17 protein-coding genes are annotated in these 16,961 nt (G+C 62.6%); 11 read left to right on the top strand and 6 right to left on the bottom strand.

The features are described 5' to 3' along the window. Positions 1-135: 135 nt before the first annotated feature. The 3 genes from HU770_RS26425 to HU770_RS26415 are packed head-to-tail and all read left to right on the top strand — an operon-like array spanning position 136 to position 1,949. Positions 136-630, top strand: coding sequence for an MFS transporter (locus HU770_RS26425; RefSeq protein ID WP_186666506.1), 495 nt, complete (start codon positions 136-138; stop codon positions 628-630). Positions 631-644: 14 nt separating this feature from the next. Next, positions 645-1,418 carry a class II glutamine amidotransferase gene (locus HU770_RS26420; RefSeq protein WP_033699748.1) on the top strand — a complete coding sequence of 258 codons (774 nt, stop codon included), beginning with the start codon at positions 645-647 and terminating at the stop codon, positions 1,416-1,418. 9 nt (positions 1,419-1,427) lie between these two features. After that, positions 1,428-1,949 carry a DUF2937 family protein gene (locus HU770_RS26415; protein ID WP_186666504.1) on the top strand — a complete coding sequence of 174 codons (522 nt, stop codon included), beginning with the start codon at positions 1,428-1,430 and terminating at the stop codon, positions 1,947-1,949. Positions 1,950-2,013: 64 nt separating this feature from the next. Here HU770_RS26415 and HU770_RS26410 read toward each other — a convergent pair whose 3' ends face one another. Beyond that, on the bottom strand, positions 2,014-2,931 hold the full coding sequence (locus tag HU770_RS26410; RefSeq protein ID WP_186666502.1) for a LysR family transcriptional regulator: 918 nt from the start codon (positions 2,929-2,931) through the stop codon (positions 2,014-2,016). A gap of 131 nt (positions 2,932-3,062) precedes the next feature. Here HU770_RS26410 and HU770_RS26405 point away from each other — a divergent pair, with 131 nt between their 5' ends. From HU770_RS26405 to HU770_RS26385, 5 genes are all read left to right on the top strand, one after another. Then, complete coding sequence (locus tag HU770_RS26405) at positions 3,063-4,349, top strand: MFS transporter (protein WP_186658470.1); 1,287 nt, start codon at positions 3,063-3,065, stop codon at positions 4,347-4,349. Positions 4,350-4,358: 9 nt separating this feature from the next. Further along, a complete protein-coding gene (locus HU770_RS26400) occupies positions 4,359-5,138 on the top strand; it encodes a 5-oxoprolinase subunit PxpA (protein WP_033699740.1) in 780 nt (259 codons plus the stop codon). Continuing rightward, a complete protein-coding gene (gene pxpB, locus HU770_RS26395; protein WP_186658485.1) occupies positions 5,135-5,830 on the top strand; it encodes a 5-oxoprolinase subunit PxpB in 696 nt (231 codons plus the stop codon). The genes HU770_RS26400 and pxpB overlap by 4 nt, the downstream gene beginning before the upstream one ends. Beyond that, positions 5,827-6,729, top strand: a complete 903-nt coding sequence (locus tag HU770_RS26390; RefSeq protein WP_186666495.1) for a biotin-dependent carboxyltransferase family protein — start codon at positions 5,827-5,829, stop codon at positions 6,727-6,729. Before pxpB ends, HU770_RS26390 begins: the two co-directional genes overlap by 4 nt. A gap of 145 nt (positions 6,730-6,874) precedes the next feature. Beyond that, positions 6,875-7,654: an RHS repeat-associated core domain-containing protein gene (locus HU770_RS26385; protein ID WP_186666493.1), complete on the top strand. Its 780-nt coding sequence runs from the start codon at positions 6,875-6,877 to the stop codon at positions 7,652-7,654. A 45-nt stretch (positions 7,655-7,699) separates the two neighbouring features. On the opposite strand, the gene HU770_RS26380 is transcribed toward HU770_RS26385, so the two are convergent. The 3 genes from HU770_RS26380 to HU770_RS26370 all read right to left on the bottom strand — a co-directional run bounded on the left by HU770_RS26380 (position 7,700) and on the right by HU770_RS26370 (position 11,005). Beyond that, positions 7,700-8,878, bottom strand: a complete 1,179-nt coding sequence (locus tag HU770_RS26380) for a VWA domain-containing protein (RefSeq protein WP_186666491.1) — start codon at positions 8,876-8,878, stop codon at positions 7,700-7,702. Between the two features lie 12 nt (positions 8,879-8,890). Next, complete coding sequence (locus tag HU770_RS26375) at positions 8,891-9,736, bottom strand: MoxR family ATPase (RefSeq protein WP_027594591.1); 846 nt, start codon at positions 9,734-9,736, stop codon at positions 8,891-8,893. A gap of 195 nt (positions 9,737-9,931) precedes the next feature. After that, on the bottom strand, positions 9,932-11,005 hold the full coding sequence (locus HU770_RS26370; protein ID WP_186658495.1) for a DUF748 domain-containing protein: 1,074 nt from the start codon (positions 11,003-11,005) through the stop codon (positions 9,932-9,934). 133 nt (positions 11,006-11,138) lie between these two features. Between HU770_RS26370 and cysK the strand changes: the two genes are divergently transcribed. Further along, on the top strand, positions 11,139-12,113 hold the full coding sequence (gene cysK, locus HU770_RS26365; RefSeq protein ID WP_033699727.1) for a cysteine synthase A: 975 nt from the start codon (positions 11,139-11,141) through the stop codon (positions 12,111-12,113). Positions 12,114-12,285: 172 nt separating this feature from the next. Next, positions 12,286-13,221 carry an aspartyl/asparaginyl beta-hydroxylase domain-containing protein gene (locus tag HU770_RS26360; RefSeq protein ID WP_186666489.1) on the top strand — a complete coding sequence of 312 codons (936 nt, stop codon included), beginning with the start codon at positions 12,286-12,288 and terminating at the stop codon, positions 13,219-13,221. Between the two features lie 359 nt (positions 13,222-13,580). On the opposite strand, the gene HU770_RS26355 is transcribed toward HU770_RS26360, so the two are convergent. Together HU770_RS26355 and azu are read right to left on the bottom strand one after the other, a co-directional pair. Then, the gene (locus HU770_RS26355; protein WP_095063770.1) at positions 13,581-15,233 is read right to left on the bottom strand and encodes a cyclic peptide export ABC transporter; all 1,653 of its coding nucleotides are present in this window, start codon (positions 15,231-15,233) and stop codon (positions 13,581-13,583) included. Between the two features lie 46 nt (positions 15,234-15,279). After that, positions 15,280-15,732: an azurin gene (gene azu, locus HU770_RS26350; RefSeq protein ID WP_186658502.1), complete on the bottom strand. Its 453-nt coding sequence runs from the start codon at positions 15,730-15,732 to the stop codon at positions 15,280-15,282. A gap of 181 nt (positions 15,733-15,913) precedes the next feature. Between azu and HU770_RS26345 the strand changes: the two genes are divergently transcribed. Continuing rightward, positions 15,914-16,897 (top strand): TauD/TfdA family dioxygenase, encoded by a 984-nt coding sequence (locus HU770_RS26345; protein WP_033699720.1) that lies wholly within the window; start codon positions 15,914-15,916, stop codon positions 16,895-16,897. Positions 16,898-16,961: the final 64 nt, after the last annotated feature.

Here is a 16,961-nt window from a genome sequence, read left to right as displayed (position 1 = left end):
GGGGGGCGGGGGCTGGGTGGGCATCTGCATTCTCTTGGCTGGGAGGTCGGCGCGGGCCTCCGAACAGCGGAGGGGCGCCTGCGCCCTGAAAAGTGTTTATCATAGGCAACTCTTTGCCTGGCTTGCACGAACACCATGACCGAGAACGACTATACCCTCGCCTGGGGCCTGTACGCCCTTGCCACCCTGGGCTGCCTGCTGGTGGGCTTCAAGCTCACCGGATGGATGTGGCGCTGGCTGCGCGAACCGCTGCGGGTGATCCTGGCGGTGCTGCTGCTGACCCCGACCGTCGTCGACCCGGTCAAGGACAGCTTTGCCCCGGCGATTGCCATCACCGCCCTGGACGTTGCCTTCAAGGTGGGCAACAACGCCTGGCGCGCGGTTTCCGACTTTGCCATGTACGGCATGATCGCCTTTGCCCTCTACCTGCTCTTCGTGCTGTTGCGCTGGCCGCTGGAAAAGCGCGCCCGTGAGCGTCGCGAGCAAGCCGAGGCAGCCGCCAAGCGCCAGGCCGTCGAGGATGCCGACGTCACGGCCCAGGCCCCCTTGTCGGCCGAACGCCGCGACCGTTACCGCAACGATCCCCCTGCCGCACCTGCTGGCGGCGGCCGGGTCGAGCCTCGTCTGTAACCGGAGACACGCGCATGTGCGAACTGCTGGGCATGAGTGCCAACGTCCCCACCGACATCGTTTTCAGTTTCACCGGCCTGATGCAGCGCGGTGGCCGCACCGGCCCGCACCGTGATGGCTGGGGCATCGGCTTCTATGAGGGGCGCGGCCTGCGCCTGTTCCAGGACCCGGCGGCGAGCAGCGAGTCGGAAGTGGCCAACCTGGTGCAGCGGTACCCGATCAAGAGCGAAGTGGTCATCGGCCATATCCGCCAGGCCAATGTCGGCAGGGTTTGCCTGTCCAACACCCACCCGTTCGTGCGCGAAATGTGGGGCCGCAACTGGTGCTTTGCGCATAACGGCCAATTGGGTGAGTTCAAGGGTGAAGCCACCTTCTACCGGCCTGTGGGTGACACCGACAGCGAAGCGGCCTTCTGCGACCTGCTCAACCGCATTCGTGCAGCGTTCCCAGAGCCGGTCGCCGTGGAACAGCTGCTGCCGGTGCTGGTCGAAGCCTGTGCCGGCTACCGTGGCAAGGGCGTGTTCAACTGCATGCTCAGCGATGGCGACTGGCTGTTCTGCTTCTGCTCGACCAAGCTGGTGCACATCACCCGTCGCGCACCCTTTGGCGCTGCAAGGTTGAAGGATGTCGACCTGATCGTCGATTTTCACACCGAAACGACCCCCAATGACGTGGTCACGGTGATTGCCACCGAGGCCCTGACCGAGAACGAGACCTGGCAGCGTTACGCGCCGGGTCAATGGGCACTGTGGCGGCACGGAGAGTGCGTTGCGCAAGGCCAGAGCTAAGGACGCTGCATGTTCAGAAGTTACCTGCGGTTGTTGCTGTTCACGTTCGGCCTGCTGGCCGGTATCCAGGTTCCGGGGCTGATCAACGACTACAGCCAGCGGGTCGAAGCGCACCTGTTCGAGTCGCGCCAGGCGCTTGATGGCTTCAAGCAGACTGCCGAACGCTTCTTCAATGGCGACCTGCAGGCATTGCTGCGGCATTACCGCAGCAGTGACGACCCGGTGTTCAACAGTGATGCCAACAGCATCGAAAGCCTGATGATCCGCAATGAACTGCTGGAAAACGAATGGCAGGCGTTGCAGGGTTCGTGGGCCAGCCGCACCTGGCATGTGCTGGTGCAGCCCGACCCGCAAATGCGTGAAGAAACGCTGAAGGGCTACAGCTACCAGATACTGCTGGTGCCGGAAGCGATTGGCTGGGGCATTGGTGCCGGATTTGTGCTGGCCTTCGTGGTCGAGAGCCTGTTGCTTGCCATTGGCTGGGTAATCATGGGCGGGCGGCGCAGGGTGGTGAAGGAAAGCTGGCGCTGAGGTTGCACCGGGCTCTGGCGGTTGCTTGGGGCCTCATGGACACAGCATAACCAATGGCAAGCACCTAAGGTGCAACCAGCACGATTCTCTGAGCCCCCACATCCCGCGCATACTGTTCCAGCACCTGCCGGCAAACCCCTACCACCTCATCCACCAATGCCACGCCGGTCTGCCAGGCCACCACCAGTTCCAGGCTCGGGGGGGGGTGCAAGCCCTCCAGCAGCACCAACTCACCAAGGCCCAGCTCCGTATCCACCAGCGCCGGTGGCAGCGCACCGATCGCGAAGCCATCACGCAGTAGCCGGGTAATCGCCGCCACCGAGTTCACGCAATTCAAGCGGGGTGTTTGTACCCCGGCGCCCTGCAGCAGGCTGAGTACCCCCTGATGCGGCCGCGAGTTCTTCGAAAAGGTCACAATGCGCTCGCGGCCAAGCTCGGCCAGCGAGGCATAATCGCGCTGCTGGAGCGAGCCTGCAGCGACGATCCAGCCCATCGGGTAGCGCGCCAGGTCCAGGCTGCGGATCGACTGTTCGCGCAACAGGTCGGTCTGCAGGATCACATCGAGAAAGCCTTTTTGCAGCTGCTCGCGCAGGTTCAGCGCGGTATCGGCCACCAGCTCGATCTCAACCTGCGGGTAGCGTTCGGTCAACGCGGCCACCAGCGCGCTCATCCAGGTGTGGATCACCGTGTCCATCACGCCGATGTGGATACGCCCGACCTTGGCCCGGTCGCTGTCCAGCGACTGCTTCATGGCCTTGGCGGTGTCGAGCATACGCTCGGCGTACTCCAGCACCTTGCTGCCCTCTGGGGTCAGGCTGACGCCGCGTGAATCGCGCAGCAGCAGTTTGACGCCCAGGTCAGCCTCCAGCGCGGCGATGCGGCTGGAGACCGAGGCCTGGGTGGTGAACAGCTTTTCTGCCGTCAGACGGAAGCTCTTGAGCCGGGCGACCCAGACGAAGGTTTCGAGAAAGCGAAGGTTCATGATCAGTTTTTCTTGTTCCAGACCGGGGGGTTTTCTCGTTGGACGCAAGCCGCGCGGCCTCTGAACAATGTTGCCCAGGCCGCGACGCATCTGGTCGCCCCATAAAACAATACCAACAAGCCGAGGCAAGCATGAACCCCACCGGCGTGCAGCAGCAGGTCGCTACACCTCCTTCGACCGGGCCCTTCGCCTGGTATCGCGACATCGACAAACAGCAACGGCGTACTTTCTGGAGCTGCAAGATCGGCTATGGCCTGGACGGCATGGACACGCAGATGCTCAGCTTCGTCATCCCCACGCTGATCCTGATTTGGGGCATCAGCACCGCCGAGGCCGGGCTGATCCACACCAGCACCCTGATCGCCTCGGCTGTCGGCGGCTGGGTCGCCGGCATCCTCTCCGACCGCATCGGCCGTGTTCGCACCCTGCAACTGACGGTGCTGTGGTTCGCGTTCTTCACCTTCCTGTGCGGCTTTGCGCAAAGCTACGAGCAACTGTTGATCGCCCGTACCCTGATGGGCTTTGGCTTTGGCGGCGAATGGACGGCGGGTGCGGTGCTGATCGGTGAAGTGATCCGCGCCGAGCACCGCGGCAAGGCCGTGGGCATGGTGCAGTCGGGCTGGGCGCTCGGCTGGGGCCTGACGGCGATCCTCTATGCCTTGCTGTTCTCCTACCTGCCACCCGAGCAGGCCTGGCGTGCGTTGTTCCTGCTGGGCATCGTGCCGGCCGTGTTCGTGATCTTCGTGCGCCGCCTGGTCAAGGACCCCGAGGTGTACCGCGAGGCCAAGGCCGCTGAAAAGGCCGAGGCGCCGTCGCACTTCTACGAAATTTTCGCCCCTGGCATGCTCTGGACCACCGTACGCGCTTCTTTGCTGACCACCGGTGCGCTGGGCGGCTACTACGCGATCACCTCGTGGCTGCCGACCTTTCTCAAGAACGAACGTGGCCTGAGCGTGCTGGGCACTGGTGGCTACCTGGCGATGGTGATCGTGGGGTCTTACATCGGCTATGTGGTCAGCGCTTATTTGTCTGACCTGCTGGGGCGCAAGAAAAACTTCATCCTGTTCGCCGTGGGCTCGTTCGTCATCGTGCTGCTGTACACGCAGATGCCGGTCAGCGATGGCGTGATGCTGTGGCTGGGCTTCCCGCTGGGTTTCTTTGCCTCGGGCATTTTCAGCGGCATGGGGGCCTTCCTGACCGAATTGTTCCCCACGCGCATCCGCGGCTCGGGGCAGGGCTTTTGCTACAACATCGGCAAGGTCATCGCTGCGCTGTTCCCGTTGCTGATCGGCATGCTCGGCGAGAAGGTGCCGCTGGGGCTGGGTATTGGCGTGTTCTCTGCGGTGTCGTATGGCGTGGTCATTCTGGCAGCGCTCAGCCTGCCGGAAACACGCGGCAAACAACTCCAGTCACGGTAAGGTAGGCCTATGAACATCGACAAGGGAGTCCGTGTGGTGGAACGCCTGCTTCTCAATTGCGACATGGGCGAAAGTTTCGGCAGTTGGCGCATGGGCCTGGACGCCGAGGTGATGCCGTATATCGATTGCGCCAACATCGCCTGCGGCTACCATGCCGGTGACCCCGGCATCATGCGCCGCACCGTGGAAATGGCCCTGGCGCATGGGGTGACCATCGGCGCGCATCCGGCCTACCCGGACCTGGTTGGCTTCGGCCGCCGCGCCATGGCCTGTAGCCAGGACGAAATCCGCGACCTGTTGCACTACCAGATCGGTGCGCTGGACGGCATCTGCAAGGTGCTCGGCGGCCGGGTGGCCTACGTCAAACCCCATGGTGCGCTGTACAACGACATGATGGCCGACCCGCTCAAGCTGCGCGCCGTGCTCGAAGCCGTGGCGGCCTACGACAGCAGCCTGCCGCTGATGCTCATGGCCACCGCCGATAACCGTGCAGCCCAGGCCCTGGGCGACGAAATTGGCGTGCCGCTGTGGTTCGAGGCCTTTGCCGACCGGGCCTACACCGCCAGCGGCCACCTGGTGTCGCGGCGCCTGCCTGGCGCCGTGCATCACGACCCGGCGCTGGTGGTCGAGCAGGCGCTGCGCCTGGCCCGTGGCGAAGCGCTGGTGGCGGACGATGGCAGTGCGCTGCACCTGCAGGCCAGCACCCTGTGCGTGCACGGCGACAACGACAGTTCAGTGGCGGCGGTGCGGCAGATCCGCCAAGCCCTCGATGCGCTGGAGCGGGCATGAAGCTGCGCATTGAAGTGGTCGCCATCGACAGCCTGATGGTGCGCCTGTTCGACACCATCGACGAAGCCAACATGCCGTGGATCCTCGCGGCCTGCCAGCGCTTGCGTGCAGCCTTCGGCGAGCGGTTGATCGAGCTGGTGCCGTCCTACACCACCTTGATGGTGCAATACGACGGGGCGCCGAGCACGGCGAGGGCGTTGATCGCCCAGGCGCTGGAGGGGCTGCAGCCTGATGCAGGCAACAGTGGTCGGCGCCATGAGATTGCGGTGTGGTACCACGCCAGTGTCGGCCCCGAGCTGCCTGCCTTGGCCAGCCGAAGCGGGCTGACCGAGGCCGAGGTGGTTCGCTTGCACACCGGGCGCGAGTACCCGGTTTTCGCCCTGGGCTTTGCGCCGGGCTTCGGCTTCATGGGGCTGGTGGACGAACGCCTGGCCACGCCGCGCCTGAGCACCCCTCGCAAGCGCGTGGCGGCTGGCAGCGTGGGCATTGCCGAGCGCCAGACCGCCGCTTACCCGGCGGTATCGCCAGGCGGCTGGAACCTGATCGGGCGCACCCCGGTACGCCTGTTCGACCGTGAGCGCGAGGGCTACAGCCTGTTGCAACCGGGCGACCGGGTGCGCTTCGTGGCGGTATCCCACGCCGAGTTCATGGCGTTGGGCGGAGATGACAGCCCGCTGGAGGCACAGGCATGACGCAGTTGAAGATCGAAGCCAGCACCGCGCTGTGCCAGTTGCAGGATGCCGGGCGCTTTGGCGTGCGTCACCTGGGCGTGACCCAAGGTGGGGCGCTGGACTGGGTGGCGATGCACTGGGCCAACTGGCTGCTGGGCAATCCGCTGGGGGCGCCGGTGATCGAGGTAGCGCTGGGCGGATTCAGCGTGGTGGCTGAGCAGGATTGCGTACTGGCCTTGGCGGGCGCCGATCTGGATACGCGGGTCGATGAACAGCCCCTGGCACCGTGGCGCAGTTTTGCCCTGGCCAAAGGTCAGCGCCTTACCCTGAAGCAGCCCAAGCAGGGCGTGCGGGCCTATCTTGCAGCCCCGGGCGGGTTCCAGGCAGAGTCTGTGCTGGGCAGTTGCGCCACGGTTGTCCGTGAAGCGCTGGGCGGCATTGATGGGCGCGGGGAAGCGCTGGGCAAAGGGCAGGTGCTCGCGTTTGCGGGTTCAGCACCGGCCCTGCGTGAAGTGCCCGAAGCGTTGCGACCCGTGTATTCGGCAAAGCCTGTGCTCGACCTGGTGATGGGCGCGCAGATTGGTGACTTCAGCGGTATGAGCCTGTTTGAAGCCTTCAACAGTGATTGGACTTTAGACAGCCGAGCAGACCGCATGGGTATCCGATTGCTTGGGCCACAGCTGGTCTATCAGAGTGCGGCGATGATCTCCGAAGGGATCCCGCTCGGAGCGGTGCAGGTGCCGCCAGATGGGCAGCCGATTGTGCTGCTCAATGACAGGCAGACCATTGGTGGGTACCCGCGGTTGGGGGCGTTGACGCAACTGGCGCAGTGTATGCCGGGGGCGGCTGTGCGGCTTAGGGCAGTGGTTCAGGAAATGGCGTGGCAAGAGCATCAGGCCTGGGGCAAACGCTGGCAATGAGATGGGCTGACTGGCATTTTTACCAGTTGCCCAGTGCTGGCACTAACTCAATACTGGGCCGTAGCGATTCATAGGGTTGAACTTAACCTTATGACGAGGGGGATAATTCAATCCTCGGTCAGTGTGTGAAGCGCATGGGGGGGCGATGAAACTAGCAAACGATGCGAGACCTGTGGTTTACACGGCTTATGGTTTCAGCAAGCAGCATGCACCGTGGGTGAGTTTCAATGGTCAGCGGTATGATTTCATGACCGGGTGTTATCCACTGGGCAATGGCCATAGAAATTTTAGCCCTCTATTGATGCGCTTTTTGTCGCCGGATGCCCTCAGCCCCTTTGCCCAAGGTGGTCGCAACGCCTATGGATACTGTCTGGGCGACCCCATAAACGGTGATGATCCCACCGGTCGTATGCCCCGTTTCGCTAAAGTGATTGGTGAAGTATTTTTCGGTAGACCTTCAAACGCGCAGCGACAGGAACAAACGAAGTTGTGGTTAAGTCAACGCTTGCAAGAAGAGAGACGTCAAGCAGGCGTTAATTTTTCTGAATTTGAACGCCTGTTAGGTCTGGAGGACCCAAAGTACAAGCGTCCTAGAATGATTGCCCACTTGAAGGCCCTTCCGGATAATTTATTCGAGCGTAGTAAGGCACGTTTAAAGTTGGTCAGAGAAACTATTTCTTTGTTGGAAGCAGCAGAATTTATTGAGAGCGGTACAATGCTTAGTCAGCCAATACCTGAAGGTATCTTGCCGTCCGATGTTGAGAGACTGAATCATTATCTTCAGGCTGCTTGGAGGTCTCAAGAGCCAGGCACAAGTGAGAGGGCGCGGATATCCCTGGTTGCTTTGCAGATGGCCTATGGAAGGCTGGCAGGTGAGACTAACAAGTTGCTTAATAAAAACCTACAGTATTTGCGTCGAGCCTAATAGGTGCACGGGGCTGCGAAAACCCACCGCAGGGGTGGGTTTTTTCTATTTCGACAGATACCGCATCCCATCCTCCAACCCCTGCAAGGTCAGCGGATACATCTTGTCCTCGATCAAATCCCGCACCAAATGCGTGGACGCGGTGTAGTCCCACGCCTGTTTCGGGTAGGGATTGATCCAGATGATCTTCTTGAATTTCTCCATGAAGCGCTGCATCCACACATACCCGGCTTCTTCGTTCCAGTGCTCGACGCTGCCACCGGACTGGGTGATCTCGTAGGGCGCCATGGCCGCGTCGCCGACGAACACCACTTTGTAGTCATCGCCGTACTTGTGCAGCAGGTCGAAGGTGGAAAAGCGCTCCGACGTACGCCGCAGGTTGTTCTTCCACACCGACTCATACACGAAGTTATGGAAGTAGTAATACTCCAGGTGCTTGAACTCGGTCTTGCAGGCCGAAAACAGCTCTTCGCAGACTTTGACGTGGGCATCCATCGAGCCGCCGATGTCGAACAGCAACAGCAGCTTCACGGTGTTGCGTCGCTCCGGGCGCATCTGGATGTTCAGCAGCCCGGCGTCGCGGGCGGTGTGGTCGATGGTGCCGTCGATATCCAGCTCTTCAGCCGCGCCTTCACGGGCGAACTTGCGCAGCCGGCGCAGGGCCAGCTTGATGTTGCGCGTGCCCAGCTCGACCTGGTCGTCGAGGTTCTTGTACTCGCGCTGGTCCCACACCTTGACCGCCTTGCCCTGGCGCTGGCCGGCCTCGCCCACGCGGATGCCTTCGGGGTTGAAACCGCCCGAACCGAACGGGCTGGTGCCGCCGGTGCCGATCCACTTGTTGCCGCCGGCGTGGCGTTCCTTTTGCTCTTCGAGGCGCTTCTTGAATTCCTCGATCAGCTTGTCCAGCCCGCCCAGGGACTGGATCTGCGCACGCTCCTCATCCGTCAGCGAGCGCTCGAATTCCTTGCGTAGCCAGTCTTCGGGGATCAGCGCTTCGAGGTGGCGGTCGAGGTTTTCCAGGCCTTTGAAGTAGGCGGAAAAGGCCCGGTCGAACTTGTCGAAATGGCGCTCGTCCTTCACCAGGATGGCCCGCGCCAGGTAGTAGAACTCGTCCATGTCGGCGAACACCACGCGTTGCTGCAAGGCGTTCAGCAGGTCGAGCAGTTCGCGTACCGACACCGGCACCTTGGCCGCGCGCATTTCGTTGAACAGGTTGAGCAGCATGACCGGCTCCTGTCAGCGGTTGCCGCGCCGGCTCATGAAGGCCAGGCGCTCGAGCAGCTGCACGTCCTGCTCGTTCTTTACCAGGGCGCCTGCCAGCGGCGGGATGGCTTTGGTCGGGTCACGCTCGCGCAGTACCGCTTCGCCGATGTTGTCGGCCATCAGCAGCTTGAGCCAGTCGACCAGCTCGGAGGTGGAGGGCTTTTTCTTAAGGCCCGGCACCTTGCGCACGTCGAAGAACACGTCCAGCGCCTCGCTGACCAGCGATTGCTTGATGTTCGGGTAGTGCACGTCGACGATCTGCTGCAGCGTCGCGCGGTCGGGGAAGGCGATGTAGTGGAAGAAGCAGCGGCGCAGGAAGGCGTCCGGCAGTTCTTTTTCGTTGTTCGAGGTGATGATGATGATCGGGCGTTGCTTGGCCTTGATGGTCTCGTCTGTTTCGTAGACGTAGAACTCCATCTTGTCGAGCTCTTGCAACAGGTCGTTGGGGAACTCGATGTCGGCCTTGTCGATTTCGTCGATCAGCAGAATCACCCGCTCTTCAGCCTCGAAAGCCTCCCAGAGCTTGCCCTTTTTCAGGTAGTTGCGCACATCGTGGACTTTTTCGGTACCCAGTTGCGAGTCGCGCAGGCGGCTGACCGCATCGTATTCGTAGAGGCCCTGGTGGGCCTTGGTGGTGGATTTGATGTGCCAGGTGATCAGGCGGGCGCCGAAGGAGGCGGCGAGCTGCTCGGCGAGCATGGTCTTGCCAGTGCCCGGTTCGCCTTTGACCAGCAGCGGGCGTTCGAGGGTGATGGCCGCGTTTACCGCCAGTTTCAGGTCGTCTGTGGCGACGTAGTCGCGGGTGCCTTCGAACTTCATGGGAGTGTCCTCTGCGGGGTGCCTGGGCCGTTCTCTACGCACAGAGACTGCATAACCCTGTGGGAGCGGGCTTGCCCCGCGAAAGGGTCGGCCCAGGCAACACATGTTTATCGTTTGTCAGCGACTATACCCCGGCCCCAGACGCCTGCAAACGCAGACCGGGTATTCAGTCCCTGAATGCCCCGTCACGCGCTTTCAGTCAGACTTGGGCGCAGGCTGCTCATAGCGCGCATTGAATGCCTGGACAAAGCCGTTGCGCAGTATCTGCAAGACAGCCTCGAAAGCGCTGACATCCTGCTTGTGCACGCTGCCACTAAGCTCCACGCGGGTGGCGAACTGGTTTTTCGGCTGGTTCTTCAGCACGGTTTCAGTCGCCCCCACCAATGCCTCCCACACCGAGCGGAAGAAGCCCTTGTCTTTGTCCTGCACATCCTGCTGCCAGTTGAACACATCGACATCGCGCAGCAGCGGCTTGATATAGCCATTGAGCCGCCCGTTCTCGGCCTGCGCTTCGATCACCAGGTCGCCGTGCCCGGCATTGAAATCGAACTTGCCATAGGCACTGGCGAAGTCATTGAGTTGGCGCAGCTGTATGCCGGTGGCCCGCAGGCGGAACTCGAAGTCGTCGAAGTCGCTGAAGGGGTCGAACGTGGCGCGGCTCTCGACCTTGGCATCGCCAAATAACAGGGCATGGGCGTCGAAACTGGCGTCGCGCCGGCCTTTCTCATTGCGCACGTTGGTCAGGTTGCGAATGCGCGCGTCGAGCTGGGTGGCCTTGAGGTCGACCGGCGGCTTGGAGGTGAAGTTGCGAAAGGTCAGCACGCCATCTTGAATGCGCACTTCGTTGAGGGTGATGGGCAGCAGTTTTTCCAGCTGCTGGCGCCAGTCGGTGCCCTGGCCAGTCTGCGAAGCCTGCTTGCTGCCGCCATCGACGAAGTTCAGCTCGGGCCGCACGAAGGTCACCTCGGCCACCACGGCGCGGTCGTACCACAGTGCATGCCAGCTGACCGAGAGGTCGATCAACGGCGCGTCGAGCAGCGGCACCGGGACCTTGCCGGTGGTCTTGACGATTTTCAGGCCGTTGATCTGGTACGCGCCGCGCCACCAGGCCAGGTCCACGTCAACGACCTGGCCGCGGTAGTCGCCCATGTCGGCCAGTTTGTCGTTGAGGTAGTCGCGTACCAGGTAGGGCAGGGCCAGGTGCAGGGCAACCAGCAGCACGACCAGGCTGGCCAGGCCTACCAGCGGCCAGCGGTAGCGAGCTTTCATTGTCGGCTCTCCAAGGCAGGATGTGCGGTTGACCGCAGGCGCCGCTCGGGAGTTCGAACAGGCTTTACGGGCCAACGGGGCAGGCTTACCCTTGAAGTCTTTCCCTGCTTCTTCACGTTCAAGGACCCCTGCCATGAGCCGTATCTACGCAGACAACGCCCACTCCATCGGCAACACGCCGCTGGTGCAGATCAACCGCATCGCCCCGCGTGGGGTGACCATCCTGGCCAAGATCGAAGGGCGCAACCCGGGCTACTCGGTCAAATGCCGGATCGGCGCGAACATGGTCTGGGACGCCGAGAGCAGCGGCAAGCTCAAGCCCGGCATGACCATCGTCGAGCCCACCTCGGGCAACACCGGCATTGGCCTGGCCTTCGTCGCCGCCGCCCGAGGCTACAAGCTGATCCTGACCATGCCGGCCTCGATGAGCCTGGAGCGGCGCAAGGTGCTCAAGGCGCTGGGCGCCGAGCTGGTGCTGACCGAGCCGGCCAAGGGCATGAAGGGCGCGATCGAGAAGGCCAACGAAATCGTCGCCTCCGACCCGGCCCAGTACTTCCTGCCAGGCCAGTTCGAAAACCCGGCCAACCCGGCGATCCATGAAAAAACCACCGGCCCCGAGATCTGGAACGACACCGACGGCGCAGTCGATGTGCTGGTGGCGGGTGTGGGTACGGGCGGTACCATCACTGGCGTGTCGCGCTACATCAAGCACACCCAAGGCAAGTCGATTTTGTCGGTGGCGGTGGAGCCGCTGGCCTCGCCGCTAATCAGCCAGACCCTGGCCGGTGAAGAACTCAAGCCCAGCCCGCACAAGATCCAGGGCATTGGCGCAGGCTTCGTGCCGAAAAACCTCGACCTCTCCATCGTCGACCAGGTCGAGACGGTGACCGACGAAGAGTCCAAGGCCATGGCCATCCGCCTGATGCAGGAGGAGGGCATTCTGTGCGGTATTTCCTGTGGCGCAGCAATGGCGGCAGCGGTGCGCCTGGCTGAAAAACCGGAGATGCAGGGTAAGACCATCGTCGTAATTTTGCCCGACTCGGGCGAGCGTTACCTGTCGAGCATGCTGTTCAGCGACCTGTTCAGCGAGCAGGAAAACCAGCAGTAAACGCCCCGTCCGCTGACCAGGCGCAACACTCGGTGATCCGGTTTATTGCAAAATCTTCATGACTCAGATCCCGCCCAGGTTGTTTGTACCGGGGCGGGATGGGTTTATGATGGCCGGATGATTTTTTTGGGAGCAGGCAGCGCAGGCCTGTTTCCTTTCCAAGGAGTGTTGCATGACCTTTTCCTTTGCAGCCAAGGCGGGTGTCCTGCTGGTGTTTTTCGGCAGCGTGCTCTTCGTGCACCTGCGCGGCAAGGCGCGCCTGCCGGTGCTGCGCCAGTTCGTCAACCATTCGGCGCTGTTCGCCCCGTATAACGCCCTGATGTACCTGTTCTCCGGCGTGCCGTCCAAGCCCTACCTGGACCGCCAGCGCTTCCCCGAGCTGGATGTGCTGAAGGACAACTGGCAGGACATCCGCGAAGAGGCCATGCGCCTGTTCGACGAGGGCTATATCCGCGCTGCTGAAAAAGACAACGACGCAGGCTTTGGTTCGTTCTTCAAGAAGGGCTGGAAGCGCTTCTACCTGAAGTGGTACGACAAACCGCTGCCATCGGCCGAAGCCCTGTGCCCGCGCACCGTCGAGCTGGTCAGCAGCATCCCCAACGTCAAGGGCGCGATGTTCGCCCTGCTGCCAGGCGGCAGCCACCTGAACCCGCACCGCGATCCGTTCGCCGGCTCCTTGCGCTATCACCTGGGCTTGGCCACACCTAACTCCGATGCTTGCCGCATCTACGTCGACGGTGAGGAATACGCCTGGCGTGACGGTGAGGATGTGATGTTCGACGAAACCTACGTGCACTGGGTCAAGAACGAAACCGACGTCACCCGCGTGATCCTGTTCTGCGACATCGAGCGCCCGCTGAGCAGCCCGCTGATGACCCGCATCAACCGCCAGGTCAGTGCCTTCCTCGGCCGCGCCACTGCGCCGCAGAACACCGACGACGAGCGCGTTGGCGGGATCAACCAGGCGTATGCCTGGAGCAAGCGCTTCAGCAACAAGATCAGCAGCCATGTGAAGCAGTTCAAGCGCGCCAATCCGAAGGCTTACCGCATTCTGCGGCCGGTGTTGGCGGTGGTGGTGGCGTATCTGTTGTATCGCTGGTTGTTCTGACTTCTACTCGCCTGCAGCGCCAGGCGGGGCTGGCGCTTGCGGGGCGTGTTCAGCCAGCCCTTGTAATGCACCATCAGTGCGGATATAGAGGGTTGACCAGTTGGCGGACTGACGGGCCTTTCGCGAAATGTTGTGGGCGGATGGCTGCGATGTGTTCGTCGGGCGCTAGGGTGAAGGCAACTATGTGCCTGTCTTTAGTTTTGCAGGGGTGCCTATATCGAGCGCCGCCCGCGCGGCGCTCGATCTCCCGGGCGCTATAAATACCAAGACAAGTCCCTTGCTGCGCCCATGCATTCTCAGCGCGCACAAAAAAGGGCGGTCATTACCCTGACCGCCCCTCAAGCCCTCACAACGCTATCTCACGCCGGCTCCAGCGCCTCAACCACCTTCCCGCGGCTAAGGTGCACCACCTTGTCCGCCGTATCGAAGTACCGGTCATCATGCGAAATCACGATGATGGTCTTGCCCAGCCGCTTCAGGTCCGGCAGCAGCTCGGTATAGAACACCCGGCGGAAGGTCGGGTCCTGGTCGGCCGCCCACTCGTCGAACACCAGCACCGGCCGGCCATCCAGCCATGCATTGACCAGCGCCAGGCGCTTGCGCTGCCCGGTCGACAGGTCGGTGGTGGTAAACGCGCCATCGCGCACGCTGACCTTGTGCGCAATCTCCAGCCGCTCCAGATAGCGCGTGGCATCACTCGGCAGGCTGTGCTCGTGCTCGGGCAGGTCTTCGAACAGGTAGTAATCGGCGAACACGGTGGTGAACAGCTGGCGATAATCATCCAGCCCTTCCGGCCCGACTGCCACGCCGTTCAGGCGCACTTCGCCGCGCTGCGGGGTATACAGGCCCAGCAGCAGCTTGATCAGCGAGGTCTTGCCGCAGCCGTTCTCACCGACGATGAACAGAATCTCGCCCGGCTCGATGCTCAGGTTCACCGGCCCCACGCGAAACGGTTCTTTGCCGTCCACCGGTGGGTAGGCGTATTCGACATTGTGCAGCTCCAGGTGGGCGCTGCCCGGGGCGCTGCGTTTGACCGGCTGGTCCAGCAGCAGGTGCGGTTCGGGCGAGGAGAAGCGCTCGGACAGGTCGGCGATGCGGCGGAACGCCACCTGGGCGCGGCCGAGAATCGGCAGGTTGCCGATCAGCGTCTCCAGCGGGCCTTTCATGTACAGCAGCACCAGCACGAAGCCGCTCATCACCGCTGGGTCGTTGCTCGGCCACAGCGATTGCAAGGCCAGGGTCAGGCCGATGACCACGAAGAACAGCATCGAACCCAGGCTCTTGGCTGCCACGAAAATGTTGATGGAGCGGATGTGGGTGTTGGCGATGAAGTCCGCCGTGCCCTGAATATTGCGGGTCAGCATGGCGTGGCGGCGGCGGCGGTCGATGCGCAGCTCCTTGGCGCCTTCGGCGATCGCCGAGTAGTGCTTTTGCAGGTTGTCCTCGGCGTCGCGGGCGGCGTTGAAGCCGGCCACGCCTTTTTGCCGGGCGACATACTGAATCGCGCTGCCAATGCCGATCGCCACCAGGGTGATGAGGAAGATCGGCCACGACAGCCAGGCCAAGTAGGCCATGCAGCCGATCACAGTGGTGAGTGAGATCGCTAGCGGCGCGAAGGCGAAGGCGAAGTCGCTGATGGTGTCGACGTCGCGGGTCAGCACCGGGATCAGGCGGTGGGTGCGGTAGCGCTCGATCTGCTCGATGGGCGCAGACAGCACCTTGGCGCCCAGGTCTTTGCGCAGCCGGGCAATGACCTTTTGGCCGACGTAGTTGGTGCCGCTGTCGGCGGCCACGCTGCTCACCAGTGCCAGTACGCACAGGCCGGCGAAGGCCAGGATCACGCCCTGGCTCATGCCGTCGGCGGCATGCAGGCCCTGGTTGACTGTGGCCAGCAGCGCGGTCACGGCCAAGCCGCCGACCATGCCCAGCAGCACCGAGACGATGACCGCCGGGCGGTAGGGTTTCAGCAGGCCCAGCAATTCGCGGATGGCCCCGGGGGAAGACGTTTTCATGAAGCGCGATCTCGGTGATGGAGTGGGGGTGGGCGGCGCAGCGGGGTCAGCTCCCGAGGGCCAGGGTGCCCTTCATCAAGGTGCTGTGGAACGGGAACGAGCAGTAGAAGCTGTAGGCGGTCCCGGCCTTCAACGACCGGGTGTCGAGGGTGACGCTGTCTGTTTCACCGCCGCCGATAAGGCGGGTATGGGCGAGCACCCGGGTGTCGCCTGGCTTCACGTAATCCTGTGCCTCACCGGCCTTCAGGCCATCGTCCAGCACGCCTTGCATGTCTGCCTGGGTGCTCAGTACCCAGTTGTGGCCCATGACGCTCTTGGGCATCTGGCCGGGGTGGGCGAGGGTGATGGTGAACGACGTGCAGGCCTTGGGTACGGTGATTTCGGCCTTGTCGAAGGTCATCTGGTCGGTGCCGCGGATCTCTACGGCGCAGTCCTCGGCCGACCAGGCCGCGGCAGGGGCCGCAGCAAGCAGGGCGAGGAGCAGAAGCTGGCGAGTCATGTAAGGTTCCTGGACGATAAAAGGGTGCACATCGTTCAGACGAACCGGCGCGCGTTCGCTTTACCTTGTGAGTGGGGGCGGGTGAATTTCTGCCGGGCACGCTCGTTCATCTAGTCAGGCGCCCTGATGGCGCAGCATCCGATTTCGCCGCCATGGCGGCCCTGGCTTGAGGTGACGGTACATGAGTGAATTGCTGAGCTTTGCGATCGAACCCCTGGACGCCGCCCGCGGCGACCTGCCGCTGCTGGTGCGCGCGCCAGAGCCCGGCATCGACCTGCTCGACGCATTCGAAGAACTGAAGCCGCTGGTGGAACGCCACCTGCTGCATGCGGGCGGCATCCTGTTCAGGGGCTTCCAGGTGGGTGGGGCCGAGGCTTTCCGCCAGTTCGCTGCCGCCTTCGGCCACCCGCTGCTCAACTACGAGTTTGGCTCCACGCCGCGCAGCAACGTGACCAAAGGGGTGTACACCTCGACCGAATACCCGGCGCACCAGAGCATCCCCTTGCACAACGAACAGGCCTATACCCTCGAATGGCCGATGAAGATCTGGTTCTACAGCGTGATCCCTGCCGAGACCGGGGGTGAGACGCCCATTGCCGACAGCCGCGAGGTCTACCGGCGGATGCCGGCGCGTATTCGCGAGCGGTTGGTCGAGAAGGGGCTGATGTATGTGCGCAACTACGGTAATGGGCTGGATGTGGAGTGGTCGCAGGTGTTCAACACCGAAGACCCACGCCAGGTCGAGGCGTACTGCCGGGCGCATGCCATTGAATGCATCTGGAAGGAAGATGGCGAACTGCGCACCCGGCAGCGCTGCCAGGTGGTGGCGCGCCATCCGGTGACGGGGGAGGACGTTTGGTTCAACCAGGCGCACCTGTTCCATGTCTCGAACCTGCAGCCGGAGGTGCGTGAGTCGCTGATGGACATTGTCGAGGAGGAGGACCTGCCGCGGAATGTGTATTACGGCGATGGTTCGACCATTGAGGATTCGCTGCTCGATGAAGTGCGTGGGGTGCTGGATGAGTGCACGGTCAGTTTTCCTTGGCTGGAGAATGATGTGTTGATGCTCGACAACATGCTTGCGGCCCATGCGCGGTCGCCGTTTACCGGGAAGCGCAAGGTGGTGGTGGCGATGGCGGAGGGGTATTCGCAGGTTTTGCGTTGATTGGTTTTTTTGGGGGGCAGGGGTGCAAACCTCAAGGCATGCACTCACCGGCCCACCCCAAATC

The organism is Pseudomonas sp. SWRI68, from assembly GCF_014269165.1.
GTDB lineage: Bacteria > Pseudomonadota > Gammaproteobacteria > Pseudomonadales > Pseudomonadaceae > Aquipseudomonas > Aquipseudomonas capeferrum.
The sequence above is the reverse complement of the archived record's forward strand: the minus strand, read 5'-3'. Positions and strand labels throughout refer to the sequence as shown.

Bases quoted from the DNA above. Each gene is read 5' to 3' on its own strand.
- HU770_RS26425 (WP_186666506.1), top strand. From the start codon at position 136: ATGACCGAGAACGACTATACCCTCGCCTGGGGCCTGTACGCCCTTGCC.
- HU770_RS26420 (WP_033699748.1), top strand. From the start codon at position 645: ATGTGCGAACTGCTGGGCATGAGTGCCAACGTCCCCACCGACATCGTT.
- HU770_RS26415 (WP_186666504.1), top strand. From the start codon at position 1,428: ATGTTCAGAAGTTACCTGCGGTTGTTGCTGTTCACGTTCGGCCTGCTG.
- HU770_RS26410 (WP_186666502.1), bottom strand. From the start codon at position 2,931: ATGAACCTTCGCTTTCTCGAAACCTTCGTCTGGGTCGCCCGGCTCAAG.
- HU770_RS26405 (WP_186658470.1), top strand. From the start codon at position 3,063: ATGAACCCCACCGGCGTGCAGCAGCAGGTCGCTACACCTCCTTCGACC.
- HU770_RS26400 (WP_033699740.1), top strand. From the start codon at position 4,359: ATGAACATCGACAAGGGAGTCCGTGTGGTGGAACGCCTGCTTCTCAAT.
- pxpB (WP_186658485.1), top strand. From the start codon at position 5,135: ATGAAGCTGCGCATTGAAGTGGTCGCCATCGACAGCCTGATGGTGCGC.
- HU770_RS26390 (WP_186666495.1), top strand. From the start codon at position 5,827: ATGACGCAGTTGAAGATCGAAGCCAGCACCGCGCTGTGCCAGTTGCAG.
- HU770_RS26385 (WP_186666493.1), top strand. From the start codon at position 6,875: ATGAAACTAGCAAACGATGCGAGACCTGTGGTTTACACGGCTTATGGT.
- HU770_RS26380 (WP_186666491.1), bottom strand. From the start codon at position 8,878: ATGCTGCTCAACCTGTTCAACGAAATGCGCGCGGCCAAGGTGCCGGTG.
- HU770_RS26375 (WP_027594591.1), bottom strand. From the start codon at position 9,736: ATGAAGTTCGAAGGCACCCGCGACTACGTCGCCACAGACGACCTGAAA.
- HU770_RS26370 (WP_186658495.1), bottom strand. From the start codon at position 11,005: ATGAAAGCTCGCTACCGCTGGCCGCTGGTAGGCCTGGCCAGCCTGGTC.
- cysK (WP_033699727.1), top strand. From the start codon at position 11,139: ATGAGCCGTATCTACGCAGACAACGCCCACTCCATCGGCAACACGCCG.
- HU770_RS26360 (WP_186666489.1), top strand. From the start codon at position 12,286: ATGACCTTTTCCTTTGCAGCCAAGGCGGGTGTCCTGCTGGTGTTTTTC.
- HU770_RS26355 (WP_095063770.1), bottom strand. From the start codon at position 15,233: ATGAAAACGTCTTCCCCCGGGGCCATCCGCGAATTGCTGGGCCTGCTG.
- azu (WP_186658502.1), bottom strand. From the start codon at position 15,732: ATGACTCGCCAGCTTCTGCTCCTCGCCCTGCTTGCTGCGGCCCCTGCC.
- HU770_RS26345 (WP_033699720.1), top strand. From the start codon at position 15,914: ATGAGTGAATTGCTGAGCTTTGCGATCGAACCCCTGGACGCCGCCCGC.